This is a genomic window from Herbaspirillum sp. CF444 (assembly GCF_000282135.1).
GTDB lineage: Bacteria > Pseudomonadota > Gammaproteobacteria > Burkholderiales > Burkholderiaceae_D > Herbaspirillum.
Map to the genome: position 1 here is coordinate 13,339 of NZ_AKJW01000059.1, position 25,667 is coordinate 39,005.

The following is a 25,667-nucleotide window of genomic DNA, read 5'->3' on the forward strand; positions in this document are numbered from 1 at the left end:
CCCGGAAACATGGTGTTAGCCACCTTCTTCGTGTAATTTACAAAAAAATCTCAAGAATAAGGGGTGAACATGAAAGTCTTCAGACGCTTCGCGGCCGGCGTGGTTTTCGTTCAACTGATTGCCGTTTTCTCTTCTGCATCCGCGTTTGGGCTGAGGCCGGAAAGCGAAATCGATGGAAAAATCAAAGCCCTGGCGCCACGCCCGCCCATTTCCCGTTTCTGGGACGAAGCCGCTTATGTCGCCATCAACCACTTTTCTCATCCCGTGCATGAGCGCATCACCAATCTGATCTGGGACTGCAAGTCGGAGGAAGAGTGCAATCAAACCGCTCCGGGAAAATCCTTTGCTCCGGGAGCGGTCATTGCCGGCGTGCGCTGGAATGACAATCCGCCATTTGAATTGACCACGACGTCGATGAAAGAGTGTGCCGGACGCACCTTGTGGTTGCCGAACTATAGCAACTGCTGGATAAAGCTGTTCAAAGACGGGGAGAAAAGAGCCCGGAGCGGAGAGACTCTGGATCTGGCGTCGGGGACGATAATCATGCTGCGCTCCCATTTTGGCGATCTTCAATTCCTGCACGCCATGGCGGCCGGACGGCATGAGCGGGCGGAAGAAACGCAAAGCAAGATCCTGATGTGGGCTGAATTCACATGGAAAGTGGCGAATAAGGAATTTACCCAGGGAACCTTGTTGTCGGAAACCAATATTCCCCGGCTGACAAATTATTTCAAAAGCACGGAGACGGTGCAGACATTATTTACCCGCGGCAATCCGACGCACCGTGACGATATCGGCATACTGGCGTTGGGCGCGTTGTTGCATACCGTGGAAGACAGTTTTTCCCGATCGCATGTGGACAGGGATGAAGAGAACGGTCAGGACTGCGGTCCCGGCATGCCAAAACGTCCCGGGATGATCCGGCAATTTCTGAATTACGCCTTGCAGGACTCATCGGCGCATGCGGTGGAGGACGAGGAAGACGCCTTTGACTTGCAGCTTGCGACGGTCAGACCAAATGCCGTCGATGTGGGTAAATCGTTGAAGGCCTATTTTGATCGCGGCGCTGCATGGAATGAAGTCAAACCTTACATCGAATGTATTTTCGCTGTGATCGATAAGGATCAAGAAACAAGTGCGGGTAATTTTGGCAAATAAGAGGGGATGTTCAGGAGGGTTTGCGTTCATTCGTTGCGCAATGCGCTATATTGGCGACCCATTGCTAATTTGAGCGACGCCTTGGCGGCGTTGTCGATGCCAGGATCATGTCCGTACAGGATTTCCCATTTTCAGAGCTGCTGAATCGCCGCAATTCCACGCGCGGCTTTCTCGATCGTCCTTTGCCGGAAGGCATGCTGGCCGGGCTGCTGGCCTTGGCGCGGCGCGCGCCGAGCGGGGCCAATCTGCAGCCGGGGGAATTCACTTTGCTCGAAGGCGATGCGCGGGCGCGCCTGTCGACGGCCCTGGTCGCGGCTTTTCGCGCGGGCAAGCAAGAGCCTGAGGACTATTCCTATTTTCCCCAGCCGATGCCGCAATCATTGCGTCGGCGCCAAGTCGCGGCAGCGAAGGAATTGTATGGCGCCTTGCAGACCGGGCGCGATGACCGCGCCGGACGTGATCGGCAGTTTGAACGCAATTTCAATTTTTTCGATGCGCCGGCTGCCTTGCTGGTGACCATCGATGCGCGCATGGGCAGCGGCTGTTACATGGACCTGGGCATGTGCCTGTACGGCCTCATGCTGGCGGCGACGGCGCAGGGCCTGGGCAGTTGCGCCATTGGTGCACTGGCGTCGTATCCGGGGCTGATACGCTCGACGCTGGGGCTGGGCGATGAGCATCACATTGTCTGCGGCCTTGCCCTGGGCTACGCCGATCCGGATGCGCCGGAAAATACCGTAAGGACTGAACGCCTCAAGCCGGAAGAATTTTTCAGAACACTCAGCTAGGGCCTGTTCACACTCGCAGATTTAGTGTGAACAGGCCCTGGTTCCGTCGTCCTGACGAAAGTCAGGACCCAGTGTCGTAACGACGGCCAACACGACACTGGGTCCCAGCGTTCGCTGGGACGACTGCAATAAACTTGCGACCCTGAATTCAGCAGCGCTCGACAATCGCAGCCGCACCGAGACCACCGGCCGCTGCGATAGCCGTCAGACCCAATGCTCCGTCGGGAGCGGCCTGACGCATGTCGGCCAGCAGCCTCGCCAGGCTGATCGCACCCGATGCGCCGATCGGATGGCCGCGTCCCAGTCCGCCGCCGTGACGATTGAGCTGCGCCGGCGACAGCTTCAATTGTTCGCAGAAGGCGATTGCCTGCGCCGCGAAAGCGTCGTGCAATTCCACTCCCCACATGTCGTCGATCCTGTATGCAGTGCGCGCCAGCGCAGCCTGCGCCGCATCGATGGCGGCCAGCATCGGCGTCTCCGGCCGGGCGCCGACGCTGACGCCTGCGCGCCACGCAAAATGCGGGCGCAGGTTCAGGCGGCGTGCGGCGTCGCGCGTGGCGAGCACGACGAAGGCGGCGCCGTCGGCGCTGGGCGATATGGCGATGCGGCTGATGGCGTGGCGCTGTCGCGTCTGCTCGTCGACGCTGTCGTCGTCGGAGACTGCGACCACCGGCATGCGCTGCAGATGGCGTCGGTCGAGCGCGCGCGGATACGTGTCCTGCGTGGCGGCGCCGATGGGGATGATTTCATGTTGCAGATGGTCGCGCGCAGCGACGGCGCGCGCGTGGCTTTGCAGGGACCAGTCGTCTTGCTGCGCACGCGTGATGCCGGCGGCAAGCGCATGGCGTGCCGCCGCCAGCAGCATGCCGGGATCGCGCGCCGGGTCGGGGGCGAAAGCGGGGCTGTCGTAGACCGCGGCCTCTTCTCCGGGATGACGCGGGCGATGCCGGCGTATCGGCGCGCGGCTCCATGCTTCGAGTCCGCCTGCGATCACGACGTCGGCACTGCCGGCGGCGAGCAGACCGTTTGCCAGCGCCACGGCATCGAGGCCGGCGCAGCATTGACTGTCGACCGACAGGGCCGGGATGCGATCCGCGCATCCGGCCGCCAGCGCCAGCATGCGCGCCGGATTGCCGCCCGCGCCCATGGCGTTGCCGGCAATCACGGCGTCGATGGCGGCAAGCGGAATGCCGAAGCGTTGCAGCATGCCCAGCAAGACCGGCGCGCCGATTTCATGCGGCTGCAAAGACGACAGCGCGCCGCCGATGGGCGTCACCGCGCTGCGGCCCCAGCCAAGGATGACGGCGTCGCCGGTGTTCATAATGGTCGCAGCGTCGGTGAATCGGGCGAACCGAGCAATTGCGCGAGCTGCTTGTGATCGCTCTTGCCGCTGGGCGTGAGCGGCCAGTCTTCACAGACGTAGAAGCGGCGCGGAATCTTGTACGGCTCCAGGCGCTCGCGGCACCATGCGCTCAAGGCGTCGGCGCTGACCGCTTCGTTCAGTTGCAGCAGCACCGCCACTTGTACGCCGCGCACGGCGTCGGGGATGCCTTGCACCGAGGCGGCGTTCACCGCCGGGTGGGCGGCGAGCACGCTTTCGACTTCTTCCGGAAACAGGTTCTTGCCTTGCGCCAGCAGCATGCGCTGTTGCCGTCCCAGCAAATGCAGGCGGCCTTGTGCGTCGAGATGGCCGACGTCGCGCACCGACAGCCAGTCGCCGTCGCGCAGCAGGGCCGGCTGGTCGGATTGCTCGTTGAGCGTGACGTAATCTTTGAACACCATGGGACTGCGTACGTAAATCAATCCGGGCGTGTTTGGTGCCGCAGCATCGATGCGCACCTCGACATTGCTGAACGGCCGCCCGACGACGTGATCGGGCAGGGTACTGTCGCTGTCGGTCCAGGCGATGAAGCTGGTTTCCGACGCGCCATAGAATTCGATGATGCGCGCCTGCGGAAACAGCGCCTGCAGCTCCGGCGTGCGGGCGCGCGTCCATGGCGCGCCGCCGATCATGAGCAACTGCACGTCCGGCATCGGCGACAAGGCGCGGCGTTGCGCCAGGTCCAGCATCAGGATCAGTTGGCTGGGCACGGCGACCATGGCGCCCGCACCGTCATTACCCTTGCGCGCCAGCGTATCGAGCGCCGCCGCCGGTGAAAAGCGCGACTGCAGGCGAATGCCGGCGCCGCTCCACAATCCCAGCAAAGCGCCGAACAGGAAGGTCGAATGCGACAGGCGTCCCGGCACCAGCATGGTGGCGCCTGCGCCTGCGCCGAAGGATTCCAGGCAGATGTCGAAGCTGCTCGTCCAAGAGCCGTGGTTGCGGCGAAAGCCTTTGGGCAGGCCGCTGCTGCCGGAAGTAAAACCGATGTAGAAAGGCGTGGACGCGGTCGCGACTGCCGGCGCTATTTCCGCTCCGACACCAGCGGCAACGCGCGCGAAAATCTGTTCGCGCACGGATGGCGGCCAGTCGGGATCGCTGACGGCGGCGGTGCGGCCAGCGGCGATGATGGAGAGAAAACTGAGCAGCAGAGGCGCGGCATTGTCAGTCTCGGGCACATCGCTGACCCAGCAGACCGCCGATGAAGAAGATTGTTTCAGCACGGTCGCCCGCGCAGTGACTTGCCGGGCCAGCTCCGCAAAATCGAGACGAGTGACGCCATCGTCGACGGCGACGGCATGCGGCTTTGTTCGCGCCCAATGCGCCAGCGGCGCATGGACGGTGTCGAATGCCGGCGGCAACGTCGTCAATCGCGATCCAGGCGCCATGCCGGCATGCCGCGCACCACGCTTTGCACGAGTATGGCGCAGACGACGCACTTGACCAGGTCGCCGGGGACGAAGGCCAGCACCGCGAGCGAAGCCTGCACCAGCGTCAGATGCGCCGCCAGCATCAGGCCGAGGATGCCGAAGAAATACATCGCCAGGATGCCGCCGATCACCGACGACAGGAAGGCCGCTATCAGCAGGCCCTTGCCCTTGGCGTCCGGCATGCGGCGCATGAACTGGCGCATGCACAGGCCGCACACCACGGCGCCGACCCACCAGCCCAGCAGGAAGCCGGCCGACGGCGCGACGAACACGCCCAGGCCGCCGCGGCCGCCCGACAGCAAAGGCAATCCCAGCGCCACCGCGACCAGGAACAGGCCGATCGTGTAGAACGCGCGCTTGGGTCCCAACAGGCAGCCGACCAGCATGATGCCCAACGATTGCAGCGTGATCGGCACGCCGAACGGCAGATCGATTTTGGGAATCAGGCCGAACACCGCGATGACGGCGGCGAACAGGGCGATGTAGGAAAGCGAGCGGGTGGAGGTCATGGTGCCGGTTGTCGTCATGGAGGAGTCACTCATCTAAGGAAAAAAGGTTCAGCCGCCGAGGCGGGCGGCCAGCGCATCGGCCACGCGTTCGGCCGTCTGCAGCGCGCGGATCGCCAGCGGCGCCAGCAGGCGCAAGCCGCCGCTGCGGCCGGTGCGGGCGCGATGGGCGTCGTCCAGGCGCTGCCATTGCGCATAAAAATTTTCAGCGAAACGCAGCGTCAGGCCGATGCCCAGCGCAATGCGCTCCACCGGCACGCCGACGCGGCGCAACGGCGACAGTATCGTTTCCAGCACCGCAAGCAGATCGTCGAAGCGCGTCGTGATGGTCAGCATCAGCGCCAGCATCGAGGCCGCCATGATGCGCAAGGCGCTGACCACGCCGACCGCCGGATCGCCGGCCAGCCAGTGGAATCCGGCAATCAATGTACAGGCGATCAGCAGTCCGCGCAGCATGCGCCATTGTCGCCAGCCGGCCGGGCCGAGCGAGAGCAGCAGCGCCAGCACGATCGCCGCCGCAACGGCGAGCTGCGCCAGCGCGCCGGTCAGCATCAATGCGGTGCCGCCGGCGGACAGCGTTGCCAGCTTGATCCAGGCCGGCACGCCGTGGAGCCAGGTGCGCCGTGTGGAATACAGGCTACGCATTGGCGACCTGTTCCTGTTTCTGTTGATGCGGCGCGTCATCTTTGACGAGCGTTTCGGCGAGGCTGCGTTCGCGCACGTCCTGCGCATACGCCGCGCATATTTCGCGTCCCGGACCGTCGCCGCGCACGACGCCGTCGGCCAGCCACACGACCCGCTCGAAGTCGTGTACGTGTTCCAGCAGATGCGTGGAGAGGATGATCTGCTGGTCGGTGGCGCGGATCTGCGCCGACAGCCGCAACTGGCTCGGCATGTCGAGGCTGGAATACGGTTCGTCCAGCAGCAGCGTCGCCGGATGCGTGATCTGCAAGGCCATCAGGCAGACTTGCTGGCGCTGGCCCTGGCTCAGTTCGCCGATGGCGCGCGGGCCCCAGTCGGCGCGGCCGCGCTCGGCCAGGAAAGCCAGCGCCCGTTCGCGCGCCTCTTGCTTGCCGGCGCCTGCCGCGCTCAGGCTGAACGCCAGTTCTTCGGCCACGGTAGGAAAGATGATCTGGTCGTCCGGATTCTGGAACATCAATCCGACCTGGCGCGGCAGCGCGCGGCGATCCCTGGCGTTGGCAATGTCGCAGCCGTGCACGACGACGCTGCCCGCCTGCGGCTGGTCCAGTCCGCAGATGAGGCGGAACAGGCTGCTCTTGCCGGCGCCGTTGTCGCCGATCAGGCCGATGCGCGATTGCGTCAGGTGCAGCGTCAATTGTTCGAAGACCATCCGGTCGCCGCGTTTGAGCGTGACCGAATCCAGTCTGATGCCGTGCGCAGGATACGGCTGCACGCCGGTCGGGGACATTGTGTTTTGGTTCATATGATGGTCGGCCTGTTTCCGCCGTAGGGTCGCCATTATATGACAGCTCGTCGCCGCTTCCGGCAAGGGTTGCTTCCGGGAAATGGATGGCGCGTGCCCGGAGCGCCTGCATGGTGCTGCCGTCCCCTATGCTACGATGGCCTCATTCTTATTTTTTCAGGCGGGTACATGGCGCAGTACGGATTGGACTATCGCGGCAAACACATCACCGTGCTCGATAGCATTCACTCGGAAAAAGGCGGCATCGCCTGCGCGGTGCACATCGGCGGCGACACTTACTCCAACATCAAGGGCGCGCCATTCGCCACCGTCGGCGCTGCGCAGGCTGCCGGCGCCGCCTTTGCACGCGCGCTGATCGACGCCATGCTCGACGGCGATGCGGTGGAACATCAGGGCTACTTCATCCGCGCCAGCAGCCTGGAGCAACGCGACGGCTCCTGGGTCGGCAGCTATCAATTGCATCGCAACGACAATCCGGTGCCGTTTCGCCGCGCCTCGTGCGACGGCTTCCGGGGCAACAGCTCGGCGGAAGCCGAAGAACATGCCGTGGTCGTCGCACAGCAGGCCATCGATGCCGAGGTTGCCGCCGGCAAGTTGTAGCGGCAGCTGTCAAACAGGCCCTGATGTGAGCGCTATTTCTTCTTGACCAGGGACAGCTGCTCCTTCGGCAACGGCGCATAGTCCGCGGGGTTGGGCGAGTTGCTGACCTTGGCGATGGCGGCCCGGGTTTCCGGACTCATCGGCCAGTTCAGGTTTTGTCCATGCGGCAGTGCGGGCGACTGGAACCATTTCGCATAGATCTTGTTGATGTCTCCGGACTTGAAGATGGTGGCGACGCTGCCGTCGACCACTTGCTTGAAGGCCGGATCGTTCTTGCGATAGATCAGTCCGAACGGTTCGACCGAGAGCGCATCCTTGCCGACCACCAGCTCATTGCTGATTTTGCTGCCGCCGGCCAGGGACGCCAATACGATGTCGTCGTTCATGAAGGCCGCGACGCGCCCCGTTTCCACCAACAGCATTCCCTCGGCGGTATCGCGCGACGCGACGATGTCGATGCCGAGTTTTTGTTCATCGTTGAGCGTGCTGACCATCTTGATGTGCGTCGTGCCGCCGTTGATGGCGAGCTTCTTGCCGCGCAGGTCGGCCAGCGCCTGGATGTTGCTGCTGCGCTTGCTCAACAGGCGCGAGCCGCTGACGTAATAGGTCGGAGAAAACTCCACCACGTTTTGGCGCTCGGCCGTGTTGGTGGTGTTGCCGCACTCGATGTCGACCGTGCCGTTCTGGATCAGCGGGATGCGGCTGGAAGAGGTGACCGGCACCATGACGATCGTCAGTTGCGACATGCCCAGCTTGCGCTGGATGGTCTTGGCGATGGAAAGGCACAAGTCGACCGCATAGCCTTCGTAGTCCTGCTTGTCGTTCAGGTAAGAGAACGGCTTGGTCGAATCGCGCACGCCCAGCACGATGGCGCCTTTTTCCTTGACCTTCTTGAGTGTGCCGTTCAGTTCATCGCCTTGCGCCGCATGGCCGGATTGCACGGCCTGGGCGCCGACGAGGCAGAGCGCCAGTAAGAGCTTTTTCATTTTTCCCCCTTGGTTTCGCTTACTTCGCGAAGATGTAATCCATGTTGGCGAACGATTTGAATTCCAATGCGTTGCCGGACGGATCGAGGAAGAACATCGTGGCCTGTTCGCCGACCTCGCCCTTGAAGCGGATATACGGTTCGATGATGAACTTGATGCCGGCCGCCTTCAGTCGGGCGGCCAGGGCTTCCCATTCGGGCAGGGACAGGATCGCGCCGAAATGGCGGGAGGGGACGTCATGATCGTCCACCGAATTGCTGACGCTGAAACCGGTTTCTTCCGGCGCCAGATGCGCCACCAGTTGATGGCCGTAAAAATTGAAATCCACCCATTTTTCGGAACTGCGGCCTTCCGGGCAGCCGAGCAGGTCGCCGTAGAAAGCGCGTGCTTCGGCGATGTCCTTGACTGGAAAAGCCAGGTGAAATAGCGATGTCGATGTCATTTTGAAGCCTCTTTCCTGAATAGTGGCGAATGATGGGGAGGCCGGCGTTTGCGTTGCAAGGCCGGAGGGACCCAATGCAGTCTATATACGTAAATTCGTGATGTAAAATCATCAATTTTGATCCTTCTAATTCAAATTTTTCATAAGCATGATCCGCTACCTGAAGACTTTCATCGCCGCCGCGCAGCTCGGGTCGTTCTCGACCGCCGGGGCCCGGCTCGGCCTGACGCAGTCCGCAGTCAGCATGCAGATCAAGCGGCTGGAGGAGGAATTGAATTGCGAGCTCTTCATCCGCGTGGGCAAATCAGTCGCCATCAGCGATCACGGCAAGCAGTTGCTGCGTACCTCGGAAGAGATCGTCCGGCTGTTTGAATCGATGAAGGGGCAGACCGAGGTCGCCGCCACGCGCGGCAAGATCGACATCGGCGCCATTTCCACCGTTCAGTTGGGTTTGCTGCCGGTGGCGCTGGCCGATTTTCGCAAGAAATTGCCGCTGGTCGAAGTCAACGTCGTGCCGGGGACGTCGGTCCAGCTGATGTCGCAAATCGACAGCAACGACTTGTCGCTGGCGGTCATGATTCGTCCCAACCTGAAGATGACCAAGGGTTTGAAGTGGACCGCCATGCTGCGTGAAACCTATGTCGCCATCGCACCGTCGTCGGCGCGCGAGACATCGGTCAAGGCCTTGCTGGCGGCGCATCCTTTCCTGCGTTACAGCCGCCGCTCCTATGGCGGGCAACTGGTCGATCGCTACCTCAAGCGCACGCGCCTGCAGGTGAACGACACGATGGAACTGGACGAGCCTATGGTGATCATGGAAATGGTGAGGAAAGGCCTGGGCGTGGCGATCATTCCTTACGATCTGGCCGCCGGCGCGTCGATCAGGAAGTTGCGCGTTCTGCCTCTGGGCGGGGCAGGATTTTTCAGAGAGATAGGCGTCTTGCAGCGTGTCGCGCCGACGCCCGGCATCGCCGTGGCGACGCTGCTGGAATGCATAGCAACGGCGGCGCTGGCCAAAGAGCAGAGCAGCGCCGTGCAGTTCAAGTCGGATATCCTCAAGGGGCAGCGGTAGCCGCCCGGCGCTGGATGCCGCGGTTCAGGCGCCACACCAGCGCCAATGCCACCAGCGACGTGCCGACGACGACATAGCCGACGACGTCGAAATTCTGCAACTGGCCGTCGCTGCCGATGGCGACGATATGGCCCGCCACGACGGACGCCAGGCCGCCCGACAATTGCTGGATGGACGCGCTGATCGCATTGAACGAACCGCGCTGATTGGCCGCCGGCACCGACGACACCAGCGCCTGGAACGGAATCATGCGCGAGAAAATCCCCACGAACAACACGACGTTGACCAGGATCACCACCGGCAGCGTGACGCGGCCCAGGTGGGTATAGATCAGCACCATCACGATCGACAGCCCGGTGCCGAACATGAACACGCGGAATTTGCCGACCTTGTCCGCCGCCTTGCCGATCGTCGGGCCGATGAAGATCGTGAACAGGCCGGTGATCAGATATACCGACGGCAGATGGTGCAGGTCGATGCCCAGGTTCGCCACCAGGTAGGCGCTGCTGAACGGCATCAGCATGAAGCCGCCGGTCATCAGCAAGGCAGTCGTGGCAAACGCCATCAGATAACGCGACTCGGTCACGGTGTGGAACAAATGCATCCACGCGCTGTGCTCGCTCGGCATCTTCAGGTGTTCGGCAACGGGTTGCATCTTCCACATCACGACCAGGCCGCCGACGGCGCCCAAGCCGGCCATCGCCAGGAAAGGGACATGCCAGTTCCAGCGATTGGACAGGTACAAGCCGATCGGGATGCCCAGCACCTGGCTGGCGGCGAAGGCGGTCTGGATCATGCCCATCACGCGGCCGCGCATGCTCAGCGGGAACAGGTCCGTCGAAATGGCCAGCACGATGGAACCGATCACGCCGCCGAACAAGCCGGTGGCGATGCGCGCGGCCAGCAGGCTTTCGAAGCTTTGCGCCAGTCCGCACCACAGCGTGCCGATAATGAAGCCGGCATAAAAGAACAGCAGGAGGCGCTTGCGGTCGAAGCGGTCGGCAAAGCCGGCGGTGAGCAAGCCCGAGATGCCGGCGCTGAACGCATAGGCGGACACCACCAGGCCGAACTGGCTGGGCGCAATCTTCATGGCCGGCATGATCACGGCGCCCAGCGGCGACATCAGCATGAAATCGAGGATCACGGCGAATTGCAGGAATGCCAACATGCCGACGACGAATTTCTGGTAACGGGAGAACTGAGACGGAGGAGCTGCGGTGGCGGTAGTCATGTTTTCTTTCTTGGGCGGACAAGCGCGGAGGGCGGGGATAGCCATGAAGACGTATCAGAGCGCGGGATATTGTATCCGGCCTGAAAAATAGCGCGAAGTTTCCTGGAAATATCCTGGCGGCAGCGCCGAATGAAGCGGCCTCGGGATGGTCTGCAATGCGTATGCGCCTTGCCCGAGTACAGGGATCAAACCTGACCCCGCGTTTCTGAAAATAGAGGAACAGGCAATGAGTTGCGACTAATCGGTATTCGTCGCCACGCAGGATATATTTACACTAAGCCCATCCGAATTCACTATGGAGGCTTCAAATGTCGATGAATAAATACGTGGGAATGTGGGTCACCGCAGACGGCTACATCCGCCATGAGCTGCTGGCCGGCGGGCGTTATGACGAGGCCCGGGGGAAGAAAAACAGCGCCTACCAGGGGCAATACCTGATCAGCGGCGATCATATTGACTATGTCGACGATACCGGTTTCACGGCCGACGGCGATTTTCGCGACGGTATTCTCTATCACGCAGGCATGGTCCTGTATCGTGAATAGTCCATCCGCACCGGGCCCCCGGACAAACAGTTTCACCAGCCGCGATCATTGCATGGTCGCAGCATTTGACAAGTCTTCGGCAGACATCAGCATCAAAGCGCTCTTCATCATTGACGCCTCCTGAATCGGGGTACGTCCAAAAAAACGCTTGAATTCCCGGCTGAACTGCGAACTGCTTTCGTAGCCGACCAGGTTGGATGCCGTGGCTGCACTCACGCCGTCCTGCACCATCAGCAGGCGCGCCTTGTGCAATCGCGTTGTCTTCAGATATTGGATCGGAGAAGTCAGCGTTACCGCTTTAAAGTTTGAATGAAACGCAGCTACGCTCATCCCGGCCTCTTTCGCCAGCGTCGCAACATCTATTTGTTCCTGGTAGTTCGCATGAATGCGGCGTAGCGCCTTGCCGATTTTTCCGAAATGACTTTGCTGGGTCAGCGATGCCCGTATGGCGCCGCCTTGTGGGCCGGTGAGTACCCGATACAGCAATTCCCTGACGATGGCCGGCCCCAGAATCATGGCATCCTGCGGCGCCAGCAACGCTTGCAGCAAGCGTAAAAGTGCGTCACTCATGTCTTCGCTGAGCGGCGTCGAATAAATGCCTGATGGAATGCTCGGCGTCGCGCTGCGTGACCGTTCCAGTTCCAGCGTGAGTTCGGCTGCCAGTTTTAGGTCTATGCGCAGCGAAACCGCCAGCATGGGCTCTTGCGTGCTCGCCTCCGTTTCCGATTCGAACGGCAGAGGGACGGAAAGCACGAGGTAATGGTTGGGGTCGTAGGTGTAAAACTCGTCTCCCAGGTAGCCCTTTTTTCGGCCTTGGCAAACGATCACGATGCACGGTTCGTACAGAACGGGAGTCCGTGGAATCGCTCGATCCGCACGCATGAACTTCACGCCGTCCAGCGCAGACAGGGTGTAACCCTCAAACGGCGCAAGCTTTTCCAATAAAGCGATCATACGGGCCTGACGTACTTTAAGGTCGGTCATGTCTTTGCGAGAGCCGAATTGGAGGAATAGGCAATGGTCAAATATTATCCGATATTTTTCTCCGTGGGTGGACGCCGCATACTGGCGTCACTGAAGTTCAACCCGATAGGAGAAACAAATGAATACTCTCGCGAAAAAAGTTGTCCTGATCACGGGCGCCAGCAGCGGCATCGGCGAGGCCACGGCGCTGCATCTGGCCAGACACGGCATGCATGTGGTGCTTGGCGCGCGCCGCACCGACAGGCTGCAAGTCCTGGCGGCGGCCATTGAGGCGGAAGGTGGTTCCGTCGCTGTCTTTGCGCTGGATGTTACCAACGCAGCAAGCGTGAAAGAGTTTGTCGATTTTGCACATGCCCGCTTTGGTCGCGTCGATGTGTTGATCAACAATGCGGGGGTGATGCCACTGTCGAAACTTGAGGCACTGAAGATCGGCGAATGGAATCAGATGATCGACGTCAATATTCGCGGCGTCCTGCACGGCATTGCCGCTGCGCTGCCACTGATGCAGCAACAACGCAGCGGACAAATTATCAACATGGCGTCGATCGGTGCTTATACCGTGAGCCCGACGGCTGCCGTTTATTGCGCGACAAAATTTGCCGTTGCAGCCATCTCGGAGGGACTGCGCCAGGAAGTCGGCGCCGACATTCGGGTAACCGTGGTCTCGCCCGGCGTGGTCGAGTCCGAGCTGGCCGAATCGATTTCCGACGCAGCGGGGCGCGAAGAAATGCGCAGCTTTCGCCAGATATCGATCAAGCCGGAGGCGATTGCCCGCGCGATTCATTTCGCCATCGAACAGCCCGCCGACGTGGACGTTAGTGAAATTATCGTTCGTCCGACGGCGAGCATGTTCTAAGCGTCCTGGTCTGCAACAGCTGACTTCGCCGGCGCCGCCTCGCTTAATCCATGAGGTAGCGCCAGCGAGTCATTTGGCTTCCCAGGTCGATCGTTTCGCCATCAGCGATAAACACACCGTCACCGGCATGATGAATCAGTCGACGTTCGGCCCGGTCTTCATCGATCCAGATCTTGCTTACTTCCAGTATGAACAAGTGATAGCGACCAGTCAGGGTCTTGTCGACGACACGGCATTCCAGATTGGCAATGCACTCGGCGACCAGCGGGGCTTGCACCGTTTCTCCAGGTATTGCCGTAAGGCGGAATTGTTTAAACTTGTCCACATCCTGGCCTGAGCAATTGCCGATGCCGACGATTTTGTCAGCCAGATCGATGGTCGGCAGCGCGATGACGCATTCGCCTGTTTTTTGCAGTGCGTGGTAGCTGAAATCCCAAGGTCCGATGACGCATGCAATCAATGCCGGATCATGCTGCAGCATCATGTGGAATCCCATGGTCATGAGATTGCCGCCATGGACGGCGGTGGTGGAAACCAATACTACCGGACCGGATTCGAGCAAACGGTAGGCCTTGGAGGGCGGTATGGTCTTGAACATGATTTCTCCTTGCTTGATATGGATGGCGACATGTTCATATTGCCCCGCTTGGCCAGCAATTTCGTTCGGTGGCTTGCTACTGCTATCGCAGTTTTGCTGCTGAAAACACTCCTTTCAAAGGTTCGTTATGACATCCCGGACGCGCACCTCCGCAGAGGCACTCGAAGAACACATCCCCGGCGAGCTGCTGCGAGAACACCGGGCGCAGTCATCCGAAGATGTATTCGTGCAAATATTGTCGCGCAGCGCCAAACAGGACAGCCTCATCATTCCAGCCGTCCCGGAACCATTGATCGTCTGGATACTTTCCGGCGAGGCGGTAGTCGAGGAGCGTCCATTGGGAGGGGCATGGCTCGCCAACAGCGTCAAAGCCGGCGATTTTTTTCTGACGACTGCATCCGAACCTACCGAGTTGCGCTGGCAGGCCGGCAACATGCAGCCGTTCAAGGTAATGCACATTTATATAGGTTTGCTGTTATTGAAACGCATCGTCAGGGAGGTCGGGAACAAAGCGCTCTCCGATTTTGCGTTACGCGAAGTGTCGGGAGAGAGGGACGAATTGCTATCGGCTCTGCTGCGGTTCATCCAGCGAGAACTGGAGACGCAGCGATCCGTCAGCAGCAGCGCCATTCAAGGCTTGGCGCAAGCACTCGCCGTCCATCTGGTGCGCACCTACGAAAAGGTGGCGCCGTCTCAGAAAACATTGAGAGGCGGCTTGCCGGCATACAAGCTGCATCGCGTGTTCGACATGATGAAGGCCGATTTGTCGGATGCGTTCAATCTCGGTCGGTTGGCCGATTTGGCAGACCTCAGTGAATTCCACTTCAGTCGCGTGTTCAAACAAGCGACAGGCATGTCGCCGTCACGGTATTTCATTCGCTTGCGCATCGAACAGGCGAAACGTCTTCTACGTGAAAGCGATCATTCGATCATCGATATCGGCATGGTGGTCGGCTACTCCAGCCCAAGTCATTTTTCTCAGGTATTTCGCAAGGAAACCGGGCTGGCGCCAGGCGAATATCGCGTCATGAACGAGAAAGCCTGACCCGATAGCAAAATGGCGACAGGTTCCGCAAAGACCCGAGCGACGGTGGACGATGCAAATTGCATCATGAGTCCGTGCTTCAAGCAAACCTGCTGAAGCATCCTCTTTATCCACCATCGAAAGGAAACATCATGGAACTCAAAGGCAAAGTCGCTCTTGTCACCGGCGCATCGAGCGGTATCGGCGCCGCCACGGCCAAGAAACTGGCATTTTACGGCGTCAAGGTCGGTCTCGCGGCACGTCGTCTGGATCGCTTGCAATCGCTGGCCGACGAAATCAACGCGGCTGGCGGCGACGCTGTTGCGATCGAGATGGACGTGACGGACCAGGCCTCGGTCGACCGGGGCGTGCAGAAGCTGCTGCAGCAATACGGTACGATTGACATCGCGTTTAACAACGCCGGACTGATGCCGATTTCCGACATCTCCAGCCTGAAAGTCAACGAGTGGCACCGGATGGTCGATGTCAACCTGAAGGGCTTGCTCAACACGGTGGCTGCGGTCTTGCCGACCATGCAGGAAAAGAAATCGGGACACATCATCAACACTTCCTCGATCGCCGGGCGCAAGACCTTTCCCGGTCTGGGCGTATATTGTGCGACCAAGCACGCCGTTGCCGCGTTCTCCGACATCCTGCGCATGGAGGTCGCGCCGAAGTACAACATCCGCGTCACCAGCGTGCAGCCCGGCGCCGTGGAAAGCGAGCTGTTCGAGCACATCTCCGACGCAAACTATCGCCGGCAGATGGAACAACTCAAAGAGCAGATGACGTTCCTGAAATCTGAAGATATCGCAGACTCGATCGTGTTCGCGCTCCAGGCGCCGAACCACGTCGATCTGGCCGAACTCTTCATCATGCCGACCAATCAGCCGTGGTAAGCCGGATGCTCCTTCCGGGCGTATCCGGAGCGCATCTCGCAGCTACTGATGAAATGCATTCCAATCAATAGCGACGATGACGGACTTCATCGGGTCCGTCATCGTCATGCCGGAAGGAAGCTGAATTAGTGCTTGACGATCTACCTACTAAAAGGTAGGCTTCGCACATGAACGATGCATCCAATACATCCAACACCGCCGACAGCATCTTGCGATGCGCGCAATCGCTGATCGTCGCCGGCGGCTACAACGGCTTCAGCTATGCCGACATAGCGAAGGTCATCGGTATCCGCAACGCCAGCATTCACCATCATTTCCCGAGCAAAGCCATTCTCGTGCGCACGCTGGTGGCGCGGTATCGCGAGGAGATGCAGGCCGGGATCGCCAATCTGGAACAGGGCATTTCGGACCCGCTTGAGCAACTCCGCGCCTATGCCGGGTATTGGGAAACCTGTATCGCCGACGCGTCCTCTTCCTTCTGCGTCTGCGCCTTGCTGGCGAGCGAAATGCCGATTCTTCCCGAAGAAATCGCGTTGGAAGTAAAAGCGCATTTCCGGGTGCTGTCGACCTGGCTGGCCGCCGTCTTCGCACGCGGCGCAAAACAAGGCCGCCTGCAACTGACCGAGCCGGCCGCGGTGGAGGCGGACATATTCATGGCGGCCGTCCACGGCGCCATGCTCTCGGCACGCGCCTTTGGGGATGCCGGGATGTTCGCCGCCATCGTCAATCCGGTCCTGGCGCGCGTCGTTCGCCGGGACTGATGCGATGGATGACTGTTGCAACGTTCGGCCATTTTGTCTACCGATTAGTAGGTAGTTTTTGATGGTTTCAGTGCAAGGATGGCTCTTCCGGAACAGGGTGGACGCTTTCCTTGAATATTTCATTTTTTGATAAAGGATCGCACCATGTTTGGAATTTCTCCCCTCGGCTGGGTTCACACGCTAGGCAGTCTTCCTGCCATTCCGGCGGCTGTGTATATGTTTGCGCGCTACGGACGGATCGTGCCGCGTTCAGGAGCCGGCGGCATCTATTTCGTTTCGATGCTGATCGGCGCCCTCAGTGTTTTCCTGGTGGCCCATCAACCGGTCAGTTATGGCATCGCCGTGGCGACGCTGGTCTTTCTTCTTGCGGGTTACGGCGTGGGGAAAATTTCGAAGGGAGGTGGTGTGGCGGCCTATGCGGAAACAGTCTTCCTGACCATGACCACGTTCCTGCTGATGGTGCCGACCGTCACCGAAACCTTGCGTCGCGTGCCGGATGGACACCCCTTCGTCACCGATATGAAATCGCCGCTGCTGCTCGGATTTCAGGCAAGCCTCGTCGTCATGCTGGTTGTCGGACTGAGCATACAGATCCTGTATTTGCGCAGGAAAGGCAAAGCCGCAGCGGTCTGAGGCAAATTGTTTGGCGTTGATGGTTTTCAAGGAGAAAGAGCATGGCGCGCAACCCGGTCAACCCCGTTCGTCCTGTCGATCCCGTCGGCGCCGTGAGGCGGGTGGACAGCGGCTCCACCTATTATCGCCATCTGGAGCTGTGGCGGATCACCTCCGAGGTATCTGCTGCCGAGCGGCGGGCGAAAGAACCGCGGACCGGGGGCGGGGATTTCTCCCGGGTTTTGTCCGCCGCCGCGGATACTGAATCCTGATATGCGGTCTTGATGTCGCGTTGCAAAAGAACTCGATCCGGATTGCTTGAAAACTCTGCTTATTTTGAGTTATAAATTTTCTAAAGCATATTTGATAAGAAAAATTAAAATATAAAGATATTTATGCTTTTAAAGTGCCTAGATTCCATCAATACGGCAGCACTATCTGCAGCTGAATCGCTACTATATTCATCAAATTGGAAGCGCTGCAGCAAGAATCCTCCACCGTAGGGAACCCATTCCGGGTGATGCCGCGGGGGCCGGCAAGCGCGTGCTTCCGTCCTGCTTCTCTCACCTGGAATTCTCATGTCGCCCAGTCGTCCGCTCGCCGATTTAAAACAAACAAAAACCATCAGCGGCCCGTTCCTGTCGTGCGTCGTGCTGGCGATCTGCATCTGGGGCGGCAACTGGCCGGTGATGAAATTCGGCAGCCAATACATCCCGCCGCTATGGTTCGCCGCCAGCCGTTTCGTTTCCGCGGCCTTGCTGAGCTTTGTCATCGCCGCCGCCATCGGCAAACTGCGCCTGCCGCGCCGTGAAGAATGGCCGGTAGTGCTAGGTGTCGGTATTTTGCAGATGGGTTTGTTCACGGCGCTGGTTACCGGCGCGCTGCATTTCGTGATGCCGGGCCGGGCTTCGCTGATTGCTTACGCCACTTCCATCTGGGTGGTGCCGGGCGCCGCGCTGGTGCTCAAGCAGCGTCTCAGCGGGCAGCAGCAACTGGCGACCGTCTTCAGCTATGTCGGCATGGCCATCGTGGTGTTGCCGGCGTTGCTGCACGCCGACCTGCACGGCATGATCGGCTATCTGATGCTGGGCGCGGCCTCGCTGTCGTGGGCCATCAATATCTTGCAGATCAAATCGACCAAGGGCGTGAAACTCGACTTCGACTTGCTGCCCTGGCAGACGTTGGTGGCGGCGGTGCCGCTGACCATGCTGGCGCTGGCCGTCGACGGCGCGCCGACCTTCCTGGCCGAATCGCATTCCTGGTATGTGATCGCCTACACCGGTCCGCTGGCGACGGCGATGACCTTCCTGATCGTGCTGCAAATGACGCAGCGCCTGTCGCCGGTGACGGTGTCGGTATGCATGCTGGGCGTGCCGGTTGTCGGCATCACGCTGTCGTCGCTCATCTTCGGCGAAGCGCTGTCCGCCGATTTGTTGATGGGCGTGGCGCTGATCTGCCTGGGCTTGCTGATTCCGGCATTGCCGCGCCTGTCGTGGCGCCGTAGCCCCGGGATATCCTGAGGGGCGCCGCTTGACGACCGCGCCCGCCAAACAAGTGCACTAGCGGAGGGACGAACAAAAACCCTTCATGGCTTCGCATGCCGCCTTGAGCGAGGTTTCATGCAGGGCATAGGCGATGCGTACGTAGGGGCCGAGTCCGAATGCGCTTCCCGGCATCACGGCGACGTTGGCCTCTTCCAGCAGAGCGATGGAGAAGTCTTCATCGGTCCCGATGAGCATGCCGGCCGGCGTCCGCTTGCCGATCAATTCCTTGCACGAAGCGAACACATAAAAGGCGCCGCCCGGCACCGGACAACTCAGTCCCGGGATCTCGTTGAGCAATGTCACCAGCAAATCGCGGCGCTGTTCGAAGGTGTTGCGCATGCCTTCCAATACGTCGCGCGGCCCCGACAAGGCTGCTGCTGCGGCAAACTGCGACACGGAACTCGCGCCGGAAGTCTGTTGCCCTTGCAGCTTGGTCATCGCATCGATCAGCCAACGCGGACCGGCGGCAAATCCGATGCGCCAGCCCGTCATGGCAAAGGCTTTCGAGACGCCGTTCATCGTCAGGGTCCGGCTTTGCAGCGCGGGTTCCACCTGCGCCAGCGTATGGAACCTGGCGGCATCAAAGATCAGGTGTTCATAAATGTCATCGGCCAGGATGAGGACGTGTTCATGTTTCAGCAACACCTGCGCCAGCGCCTGCAGCTCGCTCTCGGTATAGACCGCGCCGGTCGGATTGGAGGGGGAGTTGATGAGCAGCCATCTGGTCGACGGCGTGATGGCCTTTTCCAGGGCTGCCGCCGTCAGCTTGAAGCCGTCGCTTTCCGGGCAATCGACGATGACGGATTTGCCTCCGGACAGCTGCACCATCTCCGGATAGCTGACCCAGTATGGCGCGGGAATGATGACTTCATCGCCTTCGTTGAGGGTTGCCGCAAGCGCATTGAACAACACTTGCTTGCCTCCCGTACCGACGATGGTGTCTTGCCAGGTGACGTTCAGTCCGTTCTCGTTGCGGAATTTTCCGGCGACGGCTTCGCGCAATTCGCGCGTGCCTGCCACCTGTGTATAGCGGGTATGGCCGGTGCGAATTCCCATGATCGCGGCTTCGCAAATATGCGGGGGAGTGGCAAAGTCCGGTTCGCCGGCATTGAGCGAAATGATGGCGGCGCCGGCGGCGCGTCGCACCGCCACGCGATCCATCATTTTGTAGGTGGCAGACGGTTTTGCGCCGGCGAGGTTTTTGTTGAGCCGTTCGATGGCTGGTTTGGCGTTTGACATGTTGATGCTTCTCTCCAAGAGTATTAATTTGGCCGCGCCCGGCGGAGAGCGGGTCTCAGGGGGAAGCGGCGACTTTGTCGGCCGGGCCAAGGATATCCGGCGCATCGGAAACCGAGTTCGTGTCGACGGAGGCCAGGCGATCCAGGATGGGTTTGGACATGAAATGCAATACCGGCTACGCCTTGCGCTGCAAGGTGTGGTAACCGAGCAGGGCGCGCGCCTCTCCCAGCGTCTTGCCTTCCGCAATATGCCGGCGGATCGCCGATTCGCTGGTTTCGATCTTGTGGGCCAGCTCGGCAACTTCCTGTGCGCGTGCGCGCGGCACCACGACTACGCCGTTTGCATCGGCGACGACGATGTCGCGTGCCACGACGCGGACCGTGCCGATGGAAACCGGCGTATTGACGGTATCGACCTGGACGCGGTCCTTGCCGGTGCGCATGAAGCGCCCGCGCGTGAACATCGGATACCGGTCCGACAAGGCGCGATTGACGTCGCGGCATACGCCGTCGATCACGGTGCCGGCGATCTTTCGGATCGACGCGTACTGGGACATGATGTCGCCCCACACCGTGCAGTCCGCGCGGCCGTCGTTGTCGATGACGATGATGTCGCCTTCCGCCACGTCATCGATGAAATCGCCGACGCTGCCCGGCGGCACGCTGGCCGAAACATAGCGCACGGTAAAGGCCGGACCGACGACGGGCGTCGTGTAATTGTCCAGGGGCATGATGCCGAGGCATTGGCCCGGCAATCCCAATTTATCCATTGCATCCGACACGCCCGGCGTGTCCAGATCTTCGAACAACGCGACCAGTTTCTTGTCCTCTTGCTTCATGTTTATCTCCATTAAAAACTTGAATCGGCATCTCGCTAAATCAGCGCAATGTGGTTACTATCGGAGCTAAGCAGCTATATGTAAATTCTTATTCTTTTAATGCTTCATTAAGAAATTCCTATAGAAAATCATGATCAATTTCCGACTCCTCCGGCATCTGTGGATGTTCCTCGCGGTCGCCGAAGAACAGAGTTTCAGCCGCGCCGCTCGCCGGCTCGGCATGTCGCAGCCGCCGCTGACCGAGAACATCCAGGTGCTGGAACAGGCGCTCAAGATCAAGCTGTTCGATCGCTCGCGCAGAGGCGCGCAACTCACCCCTGCAGGAGCGGCGATTTTTCCTTCCGTGAAAAAATTTGTCGAGCAGATGAAGAGCCTCGAGTTCGCGGTCGCGGAAGCGGCAGCAGGACAAACGGGCACACTCACGATCGGCGCGATCAGTTTTGCCTTGCTGAATAATCTGCCGCCAGTCCTCGACAAGTTCCGGGTGGAGCGGCCAGAGATGACAATCGCGGTAAAAGAAATTGATAGCGTAAGCGCAGTCCCTATGCTTATGTCAGGGGACATTGACATCGCGTTTGCGCGCCTGGAAGGGGATCTGGGACCGACCATCAAGTCTGTTCCTTTGGCGGAAGACAGATTGGCAGTGGCCATGCCTAAGACACATCGGTTTGCTTCTGCAACCCGGATCAGGCTTTCATCGTTGGCGGCTGATGATTTCGTGATGTTTTCACGTGAACTCAGTCCGGTATATTTTGACTGCCTGATCAGCGCATGCCGGGCAAGCGGTTTTTCTCCGAGGGTATTGCATGAAGTGAGGACGGTATCGTCCCAGATCGCTTTTGTAGGTTGCGGCCAAGGTATCGCATTGGTGCCTGCATTAATGAAGAAGCTTGCTCCCGAAAACGTAGTCGTTCGTCCGCTGAAGGAATTGGTCAACGTCGTGACAACGGCGATGGCTTGGGACACGTCGCGCAATAATCCCTTCATCGAACAATTCATCACCGTTCTTACTGCAATGAAGTCGACAAAAAAGGGAGCGGCGGAGCCGATTTGAGCTCGCAATTCGTCGGCGCCGTCCCTGGAATTACTTTAATCGATCATGCCGGTCGTATCTTGAAGAACACCTCTATCTCAACGCTCATTCCATGAGGAAGAGAGCTCATTCCCACTGCAGTTCTTACGTGACGTCCCTTATTCCCTAAGACTTCTACGAAGAGATCGGAGCAGCCGTCAATGACGTTAAAATGTCTGGTAAATTCAGCGGATGCATTCACCATGCCGAAGACCCGAATAACCGCATCAATGCGACTCAGTTCTCCTAACGCTTCTTTGGCGGTGGCCAGAATATTTAATCCCGTCAACCGCGCACCGGCATAGCCACGTTCGATGTCTTCATCACACTCTATACGCCCGGTTAGATAGGCCTTCTCATCAATACGTGGCCCATGACCAGCCAGATAAAGGACGGATCCTTCTATTCGATAATGCATATACGTACCATTTGCAGGCTGCATTATTGGCAAAGCCCACCCCAATTGATGAAGGCGTTGTTCAGGACTCATATGTATTCCTTATCTATCAGTATCGAAGCAAAAACTGATGCATCGACATTGGCCCCTGAACTTATCAATGCGACGTTCTTTCCCGAGAAATCAGCTTTTTTGGCGAGAATAGCGGCCAAGCTGACTGCAGCACCTGGCTCCACTACGATCTTGAGCATGGAAAATGCTGCTTTCAATCCTTGCGCGGCTTCGTAGTCGTTCACGCTAAGCGCCTTCACTTGTTGTTTGAGAAGCACGTCAAGAGTACGTTGCCCCGCGACTGGTCCTGCTACTCCGTCCATGATTGTCTTCAGAGGTGCGGGGACTCGCTCCGGTTTTCCACTCAGTAGCGACCATGCCATTTTTTCGCCACCTTTCGGCTCCACTACATAGCAGTCGACCTCTGGATGGCGACTACGAACAGCAGTAATCGCTCCTGAAGATAAGCCTCCTCCACTACAGTTGACAAGGAGAACGTGGGGAGTCACATCCATAGCCTCCATCTGCTCACATAACTCGAGACCGGCCGTTCCTTGACCCGCCATGACGTAATAATCGTCAAACGGAGAAATGAAAGTCATTCTTCGTTCCTGCATGATCTGCTCAGCAATCTCCTCTCGTGTCTGGCGATATGGATCAAAGAGTACGACCTCGGCTCCCCACCAACGGGTATTTTCTATTTTTATTTTTGGCGCAGTGTTAGGCATTACCACCACGGATGGGCAATTGAGAATCCTCGCTCCAGCGGCAACACCTTGCGCGTGGTTTCCTGCTGAATACGTTATCACCCCTTTTTCACGTTCGGCGACGCTAAGTGAGAGTAATTTATTCAACGCACCTCGAATTTTGAACGAGCCCGTCTTCTGCAATCCCTCTGTCTTGACAAAAACCTTGCAGCCGGCCATCTCGTCCAGTTGCGGTGAATTGAGTACGGGTGTTCGCACAATATAGGGAGAAATTCGCTGTGCTGCTTCGAGAATATGCTGCAAGGAGAACGATTTATCTGCCATTAAATACCTTCTTAATGAATTATCTTCGCTAGAAAATCCTGAGACCGGCTTGAACGCCTGCTGCCGAAAAATTCATCCTTGGTGCAATCGTCGATGATTGCACCTTCATCCATAAAGATCACCCGGCTGGCGACGCGTTTCGCAAAACCCATTTCGTGCGTGACGACCATCATGGTCATTCCTTCCTGCGCCAATGAGATCATCACTTCGAGCACTTCGTTGACCATTTCCGGATCAAGGGCGGAGGTCGGCTCGTCGAACAGCATGGCGATCGGATCCATGGCCAGCGCCCGGGCGATGGCGATGCGCTGTTGCTGGCCGCCGGAAAGCTGCCCCGGGAATTTATCCCGATGCGCCGCCATGCCGACACGCGCCAGATAGGTCGTCGCCTTGTCACCGGCTTCTTCCACGCTGCGTCCCAGGACCTTGATCTGACCAAGAAGAATATTCTCGAAGACGGTCAGATGCGGAAACAACTCAAAGTTCTGGAACACCATGCCGATGCGGGCGCGAATTTTCTCCAGGCTGGTGTGCAGACGATGGAGCCGCATGCCGTCGACACGAATCTCCCCCTGTTGAAACGATTCCAGACCGTTGATTGTTTTGATCAACGTCGACTTTCCCGATCCTGACGGACCGCACACAACGACGACATCGCCTTTCTTCGCCTGCGTTGTGCAAGAGTCCAATACCCGGAAATCTCCGTACCACTTGCTCACGTTGACAATATCGATCATTCCGTACACCTTTGGGCTGCTTTGTTCACCTCTGACATGTTTTTCGTCATCCCCGTTTATTTCTTATAAATCTGGTCAAATTCCTTGTCGTGCATCACTTCCGCAACGGAGCGGCCGTTGCGCACAGCCTTGACCATGGCTTCCTGGCGCGTATTGATCTTCTCTGCAAGCTCGATGATTTCTTCCGCCTTGGCAGCAGGAACGAATACCGTGCCGCAACGATCGGCGATGACCAGATCGTCCTCGTTGACAACCACGCCGGCAAAGGTGATCGCTTCGCCCGAGCCGGTCTGGATGAGGCGGTTGCGCGCGCTGATCATGGTGACGCCGCGACCGAACACCGGGTAGTCTATCGCCTCGCTGCCGTCGATGTCGCGGCTCATGCCGTCGATCACGGTGCCGCGGATCTTCTTCATTTTTGCCGCGTTGGCGACAATGTCGCCCCAGCACGAAATACCTTCCAGGCCGCCGGCAATCACCAGCACCCGGTCATCTGCCGTCACTTCGGCAATCACCGGCGTGAGCATGTGTACCGTCGGCGTCTTGCCCTCTTTGGGGGCGACCTGGATCGTGCTGGCTTTGCCGACGATCTTCGGGCAGTTCCACAGCGGGCGAATGCCGTAGGTGGCGCCGGGAAGACCCAGGAAATCCAAGGCGTCGGAGATGGTGTTGGAGTCGAGAGCCGAGAGGCGTTCGAGCAATTTTTCGTCGTTCATTTTTGTTTCCTCGTGATAAAAATTGGCGGCATGTTTTCAGCGTACAAAAGCCAGACGGCGGTTCAATCGTTTGACCAGGACGGACAGCGAGAAGCTGATGACGAAATAGACGACGGCGACGAACAGATACATTTCGACCAGCCGTCCGTCCCGTTGCGCGACCTTGGATGCCGCGCCGACGAAATCCGTGATGGAAAGCACGTAGACCAGGGATACATCCTGAAAAAGGATGATCGTCTGCGTCAGCAAGACCGGGATCATCATGCGGAAGGCCTGGGGCAGCACGATGCTTCCCATTGATTGCCAGTAAGTCATTCCCAGGGCGTAGGCCGCTCCCATCTGGCCGCGCGGAATCGATTGAATGCCCGCGCGGACGATTTCGCAGAAGTAGGCCGCTTCGAACAACACGAAGGTCACCAGCGATGAAGTGAAAGCGCCCACCTGGACCGGCTCGGAGGAGCCGATGACCCAGGCGCCCAGATAGGGAACCAGAAAGTAAAACCAGAAGATGACCAGCACCAGGGGAATCGATCGCACCAGGTTGACATATTCTGTCGCCAGTTTGCTGACGACGCGATTGGTGGACAGTTTCATGAGCGCCAACAGCGTGCCGAGCAGCGTCGCGCCGATCAGGGAAAGCAGGGTGAGTTTGATGGTGAACACCATGCCGACCTGAAACAGATACACCCAGGAGCGTTGGATAACGTCGAAATCGAAATTCATGA

General features: G+C 59.1%; 30 protein-coding genes. 13 read left to right on the plus strand and 17 right to left on the minus strand.

The window, feature by feature from the left end; translation table 11 throughout:
- Positions 1–69: 69 nt before the first annotated feature.
- The gene (locus PMI16_RS25020) at positions 70–1,158 is read left to right on the plus strand and encodes a hypothetical protein (RefSeq protein ID WP_007879750.1); all 1,089 of its coding nucleotides are present in this window, start codon (positions 70–72) and stop codon (positions 1,156–1,158) included.
- Between the two features lie 107 nt (positions 1,159–1,265).
- Positions 1,266–1,946: a nitroreductase gene (locus PMI16_RS11830; protein WP_007879752.1), complete on the plus strand. Its 681-nt coding sequence runs from the start codon at positions 1,266–1,268 to the stop codon at positions 1,944–1,946.
- A gap of 148 nt (positions 1,947–2,094) precedes the next feature.
- On the opposite strand, the gene PMI16_RS11835 is transcribed toward PMI16_RS11830, so the two are convergent.
- From PMI16_RS11835 to PMI16_RS11855, 5 genes are read right to left on the minus strand one after another with little or no spacing between them, the layout of a single operon-like run.
- Positions 2,095–3,267: an acetyl-CoA C-acyltransferase gene (locus PMI16_RS11835; protein WP_007879754.1), complete on the minus strand. Its 1,173-nt coding sequence runs from the start codon at positions 3,265–3,267 to the stop codon at positions 2,095–2,097.
- Positions 3,264–4,715, minus strand: coding sequence for an AMP-binding protein (locus PMI16_RS11840; RefSeq protein WP_007879760.1), 1,452 nt, complete (start codon positions 4,713–4,715; stop codon positions 3,264–3,266). Before PMI16_RS11840 ends, PMI16_RS11835 begins: the two co-directional genes overlap by 4 nt.
- Complete coding sequence (locus PMI16_RS11845) at positions 4,694–5,284, minus strand: biotin transporter BioY (protein ID WP_007879762.1); 591 nt, start codon at positions 5,282–5,284, stop codon at positions 4,694–4,696. Before PMI16_RS11845 ends, PMI16_RS11840 begins: the two co-directional genes overlap by 22 nt.
- Before the next feature lie 30 nt (positions 5,285–5,314).
- Positions 5,315–5,908: an energy-coupling factor transporter transmembrane component T family protein gene (locus tag PMI16_RS11850; protein ID WP_007879764.1), complete on the minus strand. Its 594-nt coding sequence runs from the start codon at positions 5,906–5,908 to the stop codon at positions 5,315–5,317.
- Positions 5,901–6,707: an energy-coupling factor ABC transporter ATP-binding protein gene (locus PMI16_RS11855; RefSeq protein WP_237719852.1), complete on the minus strand. Its 807-nt coding sequence runs from the start codon at positions 6,705–6,707 to the stop codon at positions 5,901–5,903. Before PMI16_RS11855 ends, PMI16_RS11850 begins: the two co-directional genes overlap by 8 nt.
- 168 nt (positions 6,708–6,875) lie before the next feature.
- Between PMI16_RS11855 and PMI16_RS11860 the strand changes: the two genes are divergently transcribed.
- Positions 6,876–7,307: a hypothetical protein gene (locus PMI16_RS11860; RefSeq protein ID WP_007879770.1), complete on the plus strand. Its 432-nt coding sequence runs from the start codon at positions 6,876–6,878 to the stop codon at positions 7,305–7,307.
- A 32-nt stretch (positions 7,308–7,339) separates the two neighbouring features.
- Here the strand turns inward: PMI16_RS11860 and PMI16_RS11865 are convergent, their stop codons facing one another.
- Together PMI16_RS11865 and PMI16_RS11870 are read right to left on the minus strand one after the other, a co-directional pair.
- Positions 7,340–8,293, minus strand: a complete 954-nt coding sequence (locus PMI16_RS11865) for an amino acid ABC transporter substrate-binding protein (RefSeq protein ID WP_007879772.1) — start codon at positions 8,291–8,293, stop codon at positions 7,340–7,342.
- A gap of 19 nt (positions 8,294–8,312) precedes the next feature.
- Complete coding sequence (locus PMI16_RS11870; protein ID WP_007879774.1) at positions 8,313–8,735, minus strand: VOC family protein; 423 nt, start codon at positions 8,733–8,735, stop codon at positions 8,313–8,315.
- A gap of 148 nt (positions 8,736–8,883) precedes the next feature.
- On the opposite strand from PMI16_RS11870, the gene PMI16_RS11875 reads away from it, so the two are divergent.
- Positions 8,884–9,807 (plus strand): LysR family transcriptional regulator, encoded by a 924-nt coding sequence (locus PMI16_RS11875; protein ID WP_007879776.1) that lies wholly within the window; start codon positions 8,884–8,886, stop codon positions 9,805–9,807.
- Here PMI16_RS11875 and PMI16_RS11880 read toward each other — a convergent pair.
- Entirely contained in the window at positions 9,791–11,038 is a 1,248-nt protein-coding gene (locus tag PMI16_RS11880; protein WP_034380187.1) for an MFS transporter, read from the minus strand. The two genes, PMI16_RS11875 and PMI16_RS11880, sit on opposite strands and share 17 nt — an antisense overlap.
- A 308-nt stretch (positions 11,039–11,346) precedes the next feature.
- Between PMI16_RS11880 and PMI16_RS11885 the strand changes: the two genes are divergently transcribed.
- Positions 11,347–11,583, plus strand: a complete 237-nt coding sequence (locus tag PMI16_RS11885) for an Atu4866 domain-containing protein (protein ID WP_034380189.1) — start codon at positions 11,347–11,349, stop codon at positions 11,581–11,583.
- A gap of 45 nt (positions 11,584–11,628) precedes the next feature.
- Here the strand turns inward: PMI16_RS11885 and PMI16_RS11890 are convergent, their stop codons facing one another.
- Entirely contained in the window at positions 11,629–12,567 is a 939-nt protein-coding gene (locus tag PMI16_RS11890) for an AraC family transcriptional regulator (RefSeq protein ID WP_007879780.1), read from the minus strand.
- 118 nt (positions 12,568–12,685) lie between these two features.
- Here PMI16_RS11890 and PMI16_RS11895 point away from each other — a divergent pair, with 118 nt between their 5' ends.
- Entirely contained in the window at positions 12,686–13,423 is a 738-nt protein-coding gene (locus PMI16_RS11895) for an SDR family oxidoreductase (RefSeq protein WP_007879782.1), read from the plus strand.
- A gap of 43 nt (positions 13,424–13,466) precedes the next feature.
- On the opposite strand, the gene PMI16_RS11900 is transcribed toward PMI16_RS11895, so the two are convergent.
- Positions 13,467–14,021, minus strand: coding sequence for a flavin reductase family protein (locus PMI16_RS11900; protein WP_007879783.1), 555 nt, complete (start codon positions 14,019–14,021; stop codon positions 13,467–13,469).
- Positions 14,022–14,148: 127 nt separating this feature from the next.
- Between PMI16_RS11900 and PMI16_RS11905 the strand changes: the two genes are divergently transcribed.
- The 6 genes from PMI16_RS11905 to PMI16_RS11930 all read left to right on the plus strand — a co-directional run bounded on the left by PMI16_RS11905 (position 14,149) and on the right by PMI16_RS11930 (position 18,837).
- On the plus strand, positions 14,149–15,066 hold the full coding sequence (locus tag PMI16_RS11905) for a helix-turn-helix domain-containing protein (protein WP_007879784.1): 918 nt from the start codon (positions 14,149–14,151) through the stop codon (positions 15,064–15,066).
- Positions 15,067–15,197: 131 nt separating this feature from the next.
- On the plus strand, positions 15,198–15,944 hold the full coding sequence (locus tag PMI16_RS11910) for an SDR family oxidoreductase (protein WP_007879787.1): 747 nt from the start codon (positions 15,198–15,200) through the stop codon (positions 15,942–15,944).
- A 167-nt stretch (positions 15,945–16,111) separates the two neighbouring features.
- Entirely contained in the window at positions 16,112–16,705 is a 594-nt protein-coding gene (locus PMI16_RS11915) for a TetR/AcrR family transcriptional regulator (protein ID WP_007879788.1), read from the plus strand.
- A 144-nt stretch (positions 16,706–16,849) separates the two neighbouring features.
- Positions 16,850–17,338 carry a hypothetical protein gene (locus PMI16_RS11920; protein ID WP_007879790.1) on the plus strand — a complete coding sequence of 163 codons (489 nt, stop codon included), beginning with the start codon at positions 16,850–16,852 and terminating at the stop codon, positions 17,336–17,338.
- Positions 17,339–17,379: 41 nt separating this feature from the next.
- Complete coding sequence (locus PMI16_RS11925) at positions 17,380–17,589, plus strand: hypothetical protein (protein WP_007879792.1); 210 nt, start codon at positions 17,380–17,382, stop codon at positions 17,587–17,589.
- A 306-nt stretch (positions 17,590–17,895) separates the two neighbouring features.
- Positions 17,896–18,837 (plus strand): DMT family transporter, encoded by a 942-nt coding sequence (locus PMI16_RS11930; protein ID WP_007879795.1) that lies wholly within the window; start codon positions 17,896–17,898, stop codon positions 18,835–18,837.
- 39 nt (positions 18,838–18,876) lie between these two features.
- Here PMI16_RS11930 and PMI16_RS11935 read toward each other — a convergent pair whose 3' ends face one another.
- Entirely contained in the window at positions 18,877–20,100 is a 1,224-nt protein-coding gene (locus PMI16_RS11935) for a pyridoxal phosphate-dependent aminotransferase (RefSeq protein WP_007879797.1), read from the minus strand.
- A gap of 175 nt (positions 20,101–20,275) precedes the next feature.
- A complete protein-coding gene (locus PMI16_RS11940) occupies positions 20,276–20,938 on the minus strand; it encodes an RraA family protein (RefSeq protein WP_007879798.1) in 663 nt (220 codons plus the stop codon).
- Positions 20,939–21,068: 130 nt separating this feature from the next.
- On the opposite strand from PMI16_RS11940, the gene PMI16_RS11945 reads away from it, so the two are divergent.
- The gene (locus PMI16_RS11945; protein WP_007879800.1) at positions 21,069–21,992 is read left to right on the plus strand and encodes a LysR family transcriptional regulator; all 924 of its coding nucleotides are present in this window, start codon (positions 21,069–21,071) and stop codon (positions 21,990–21,992) included.
- Positions 21,993–22,035: 43 nt separating this feature from the next.
- Here the strand turns inward: PMI16_RS11945 and PMI16_RS11950 are convergent, their stop codons facing one another.
- The 5 genes from PMI16_RS11950 to PMI16_RS11970 are packed head-to-tail and all read right to left on the minus strand — an operon-like array spanning position 22,036 to position 25,665.
- A complete protein-coding gene (locus PMI16_RS11950; RefSeq protein ID WP_007879802.1) occupies positions 22,036–22,500 on the minus strand; it encodes a RidA family protein in 465 nt (154 codons plus the stop codon).
- Positions 22,497–23,489, minus strand: coding sequence for a threonine ammonia-lyase (locus PMI16_RS11955; protein ID WP_007879804.1), 993 nt, complete (start codon positions 23,487–23,489; stop codon positions 22,497–22,499). The genes PMI16_RS11950 and PMI16_RS11955 overlap by 4 nt, the downstream gene beginning before the upstream one ends.
- Positions 23,490–23,500: 11 nt before the next feature.
- Positions 23,501–24,226 carry an amino acid ABC transporter ATP-binding protein gene (locus PMI16_RS11960; protein ID WP_007879805.1) on the minus strand — a complete coding sequence of 242 codons (726 nt, stop codon included), beginning with the start codon at positions 24,224–24,226 and terminating at the stop codon, positions 23,501–23,503.
- 56 nt (positions 24,227–24,282) lie between these two features.
- Entirely contained in the window at positions 24,283–24,942 is a 660-nt protein-coding gene (locus PMI16_RS11965; RefSeq protein WP_007879806.1) for an RraA family protein, read from the minus strand.
- 36 nt (positions 24,943–24,978) lie between these two features.
- Complete coding sequence (locus PMI16_RS11970) at positions 24,979–25,665, minus strand: amino acid ABC transporter permease (protein ID WP_007879810.1); 687 nt, start codon at positions 25,663–25,665, stop codon at positions 24,979–24,981.
- Between the last annotated feature and the right edge of the window lie 2 nt (positions 25,666–25,667).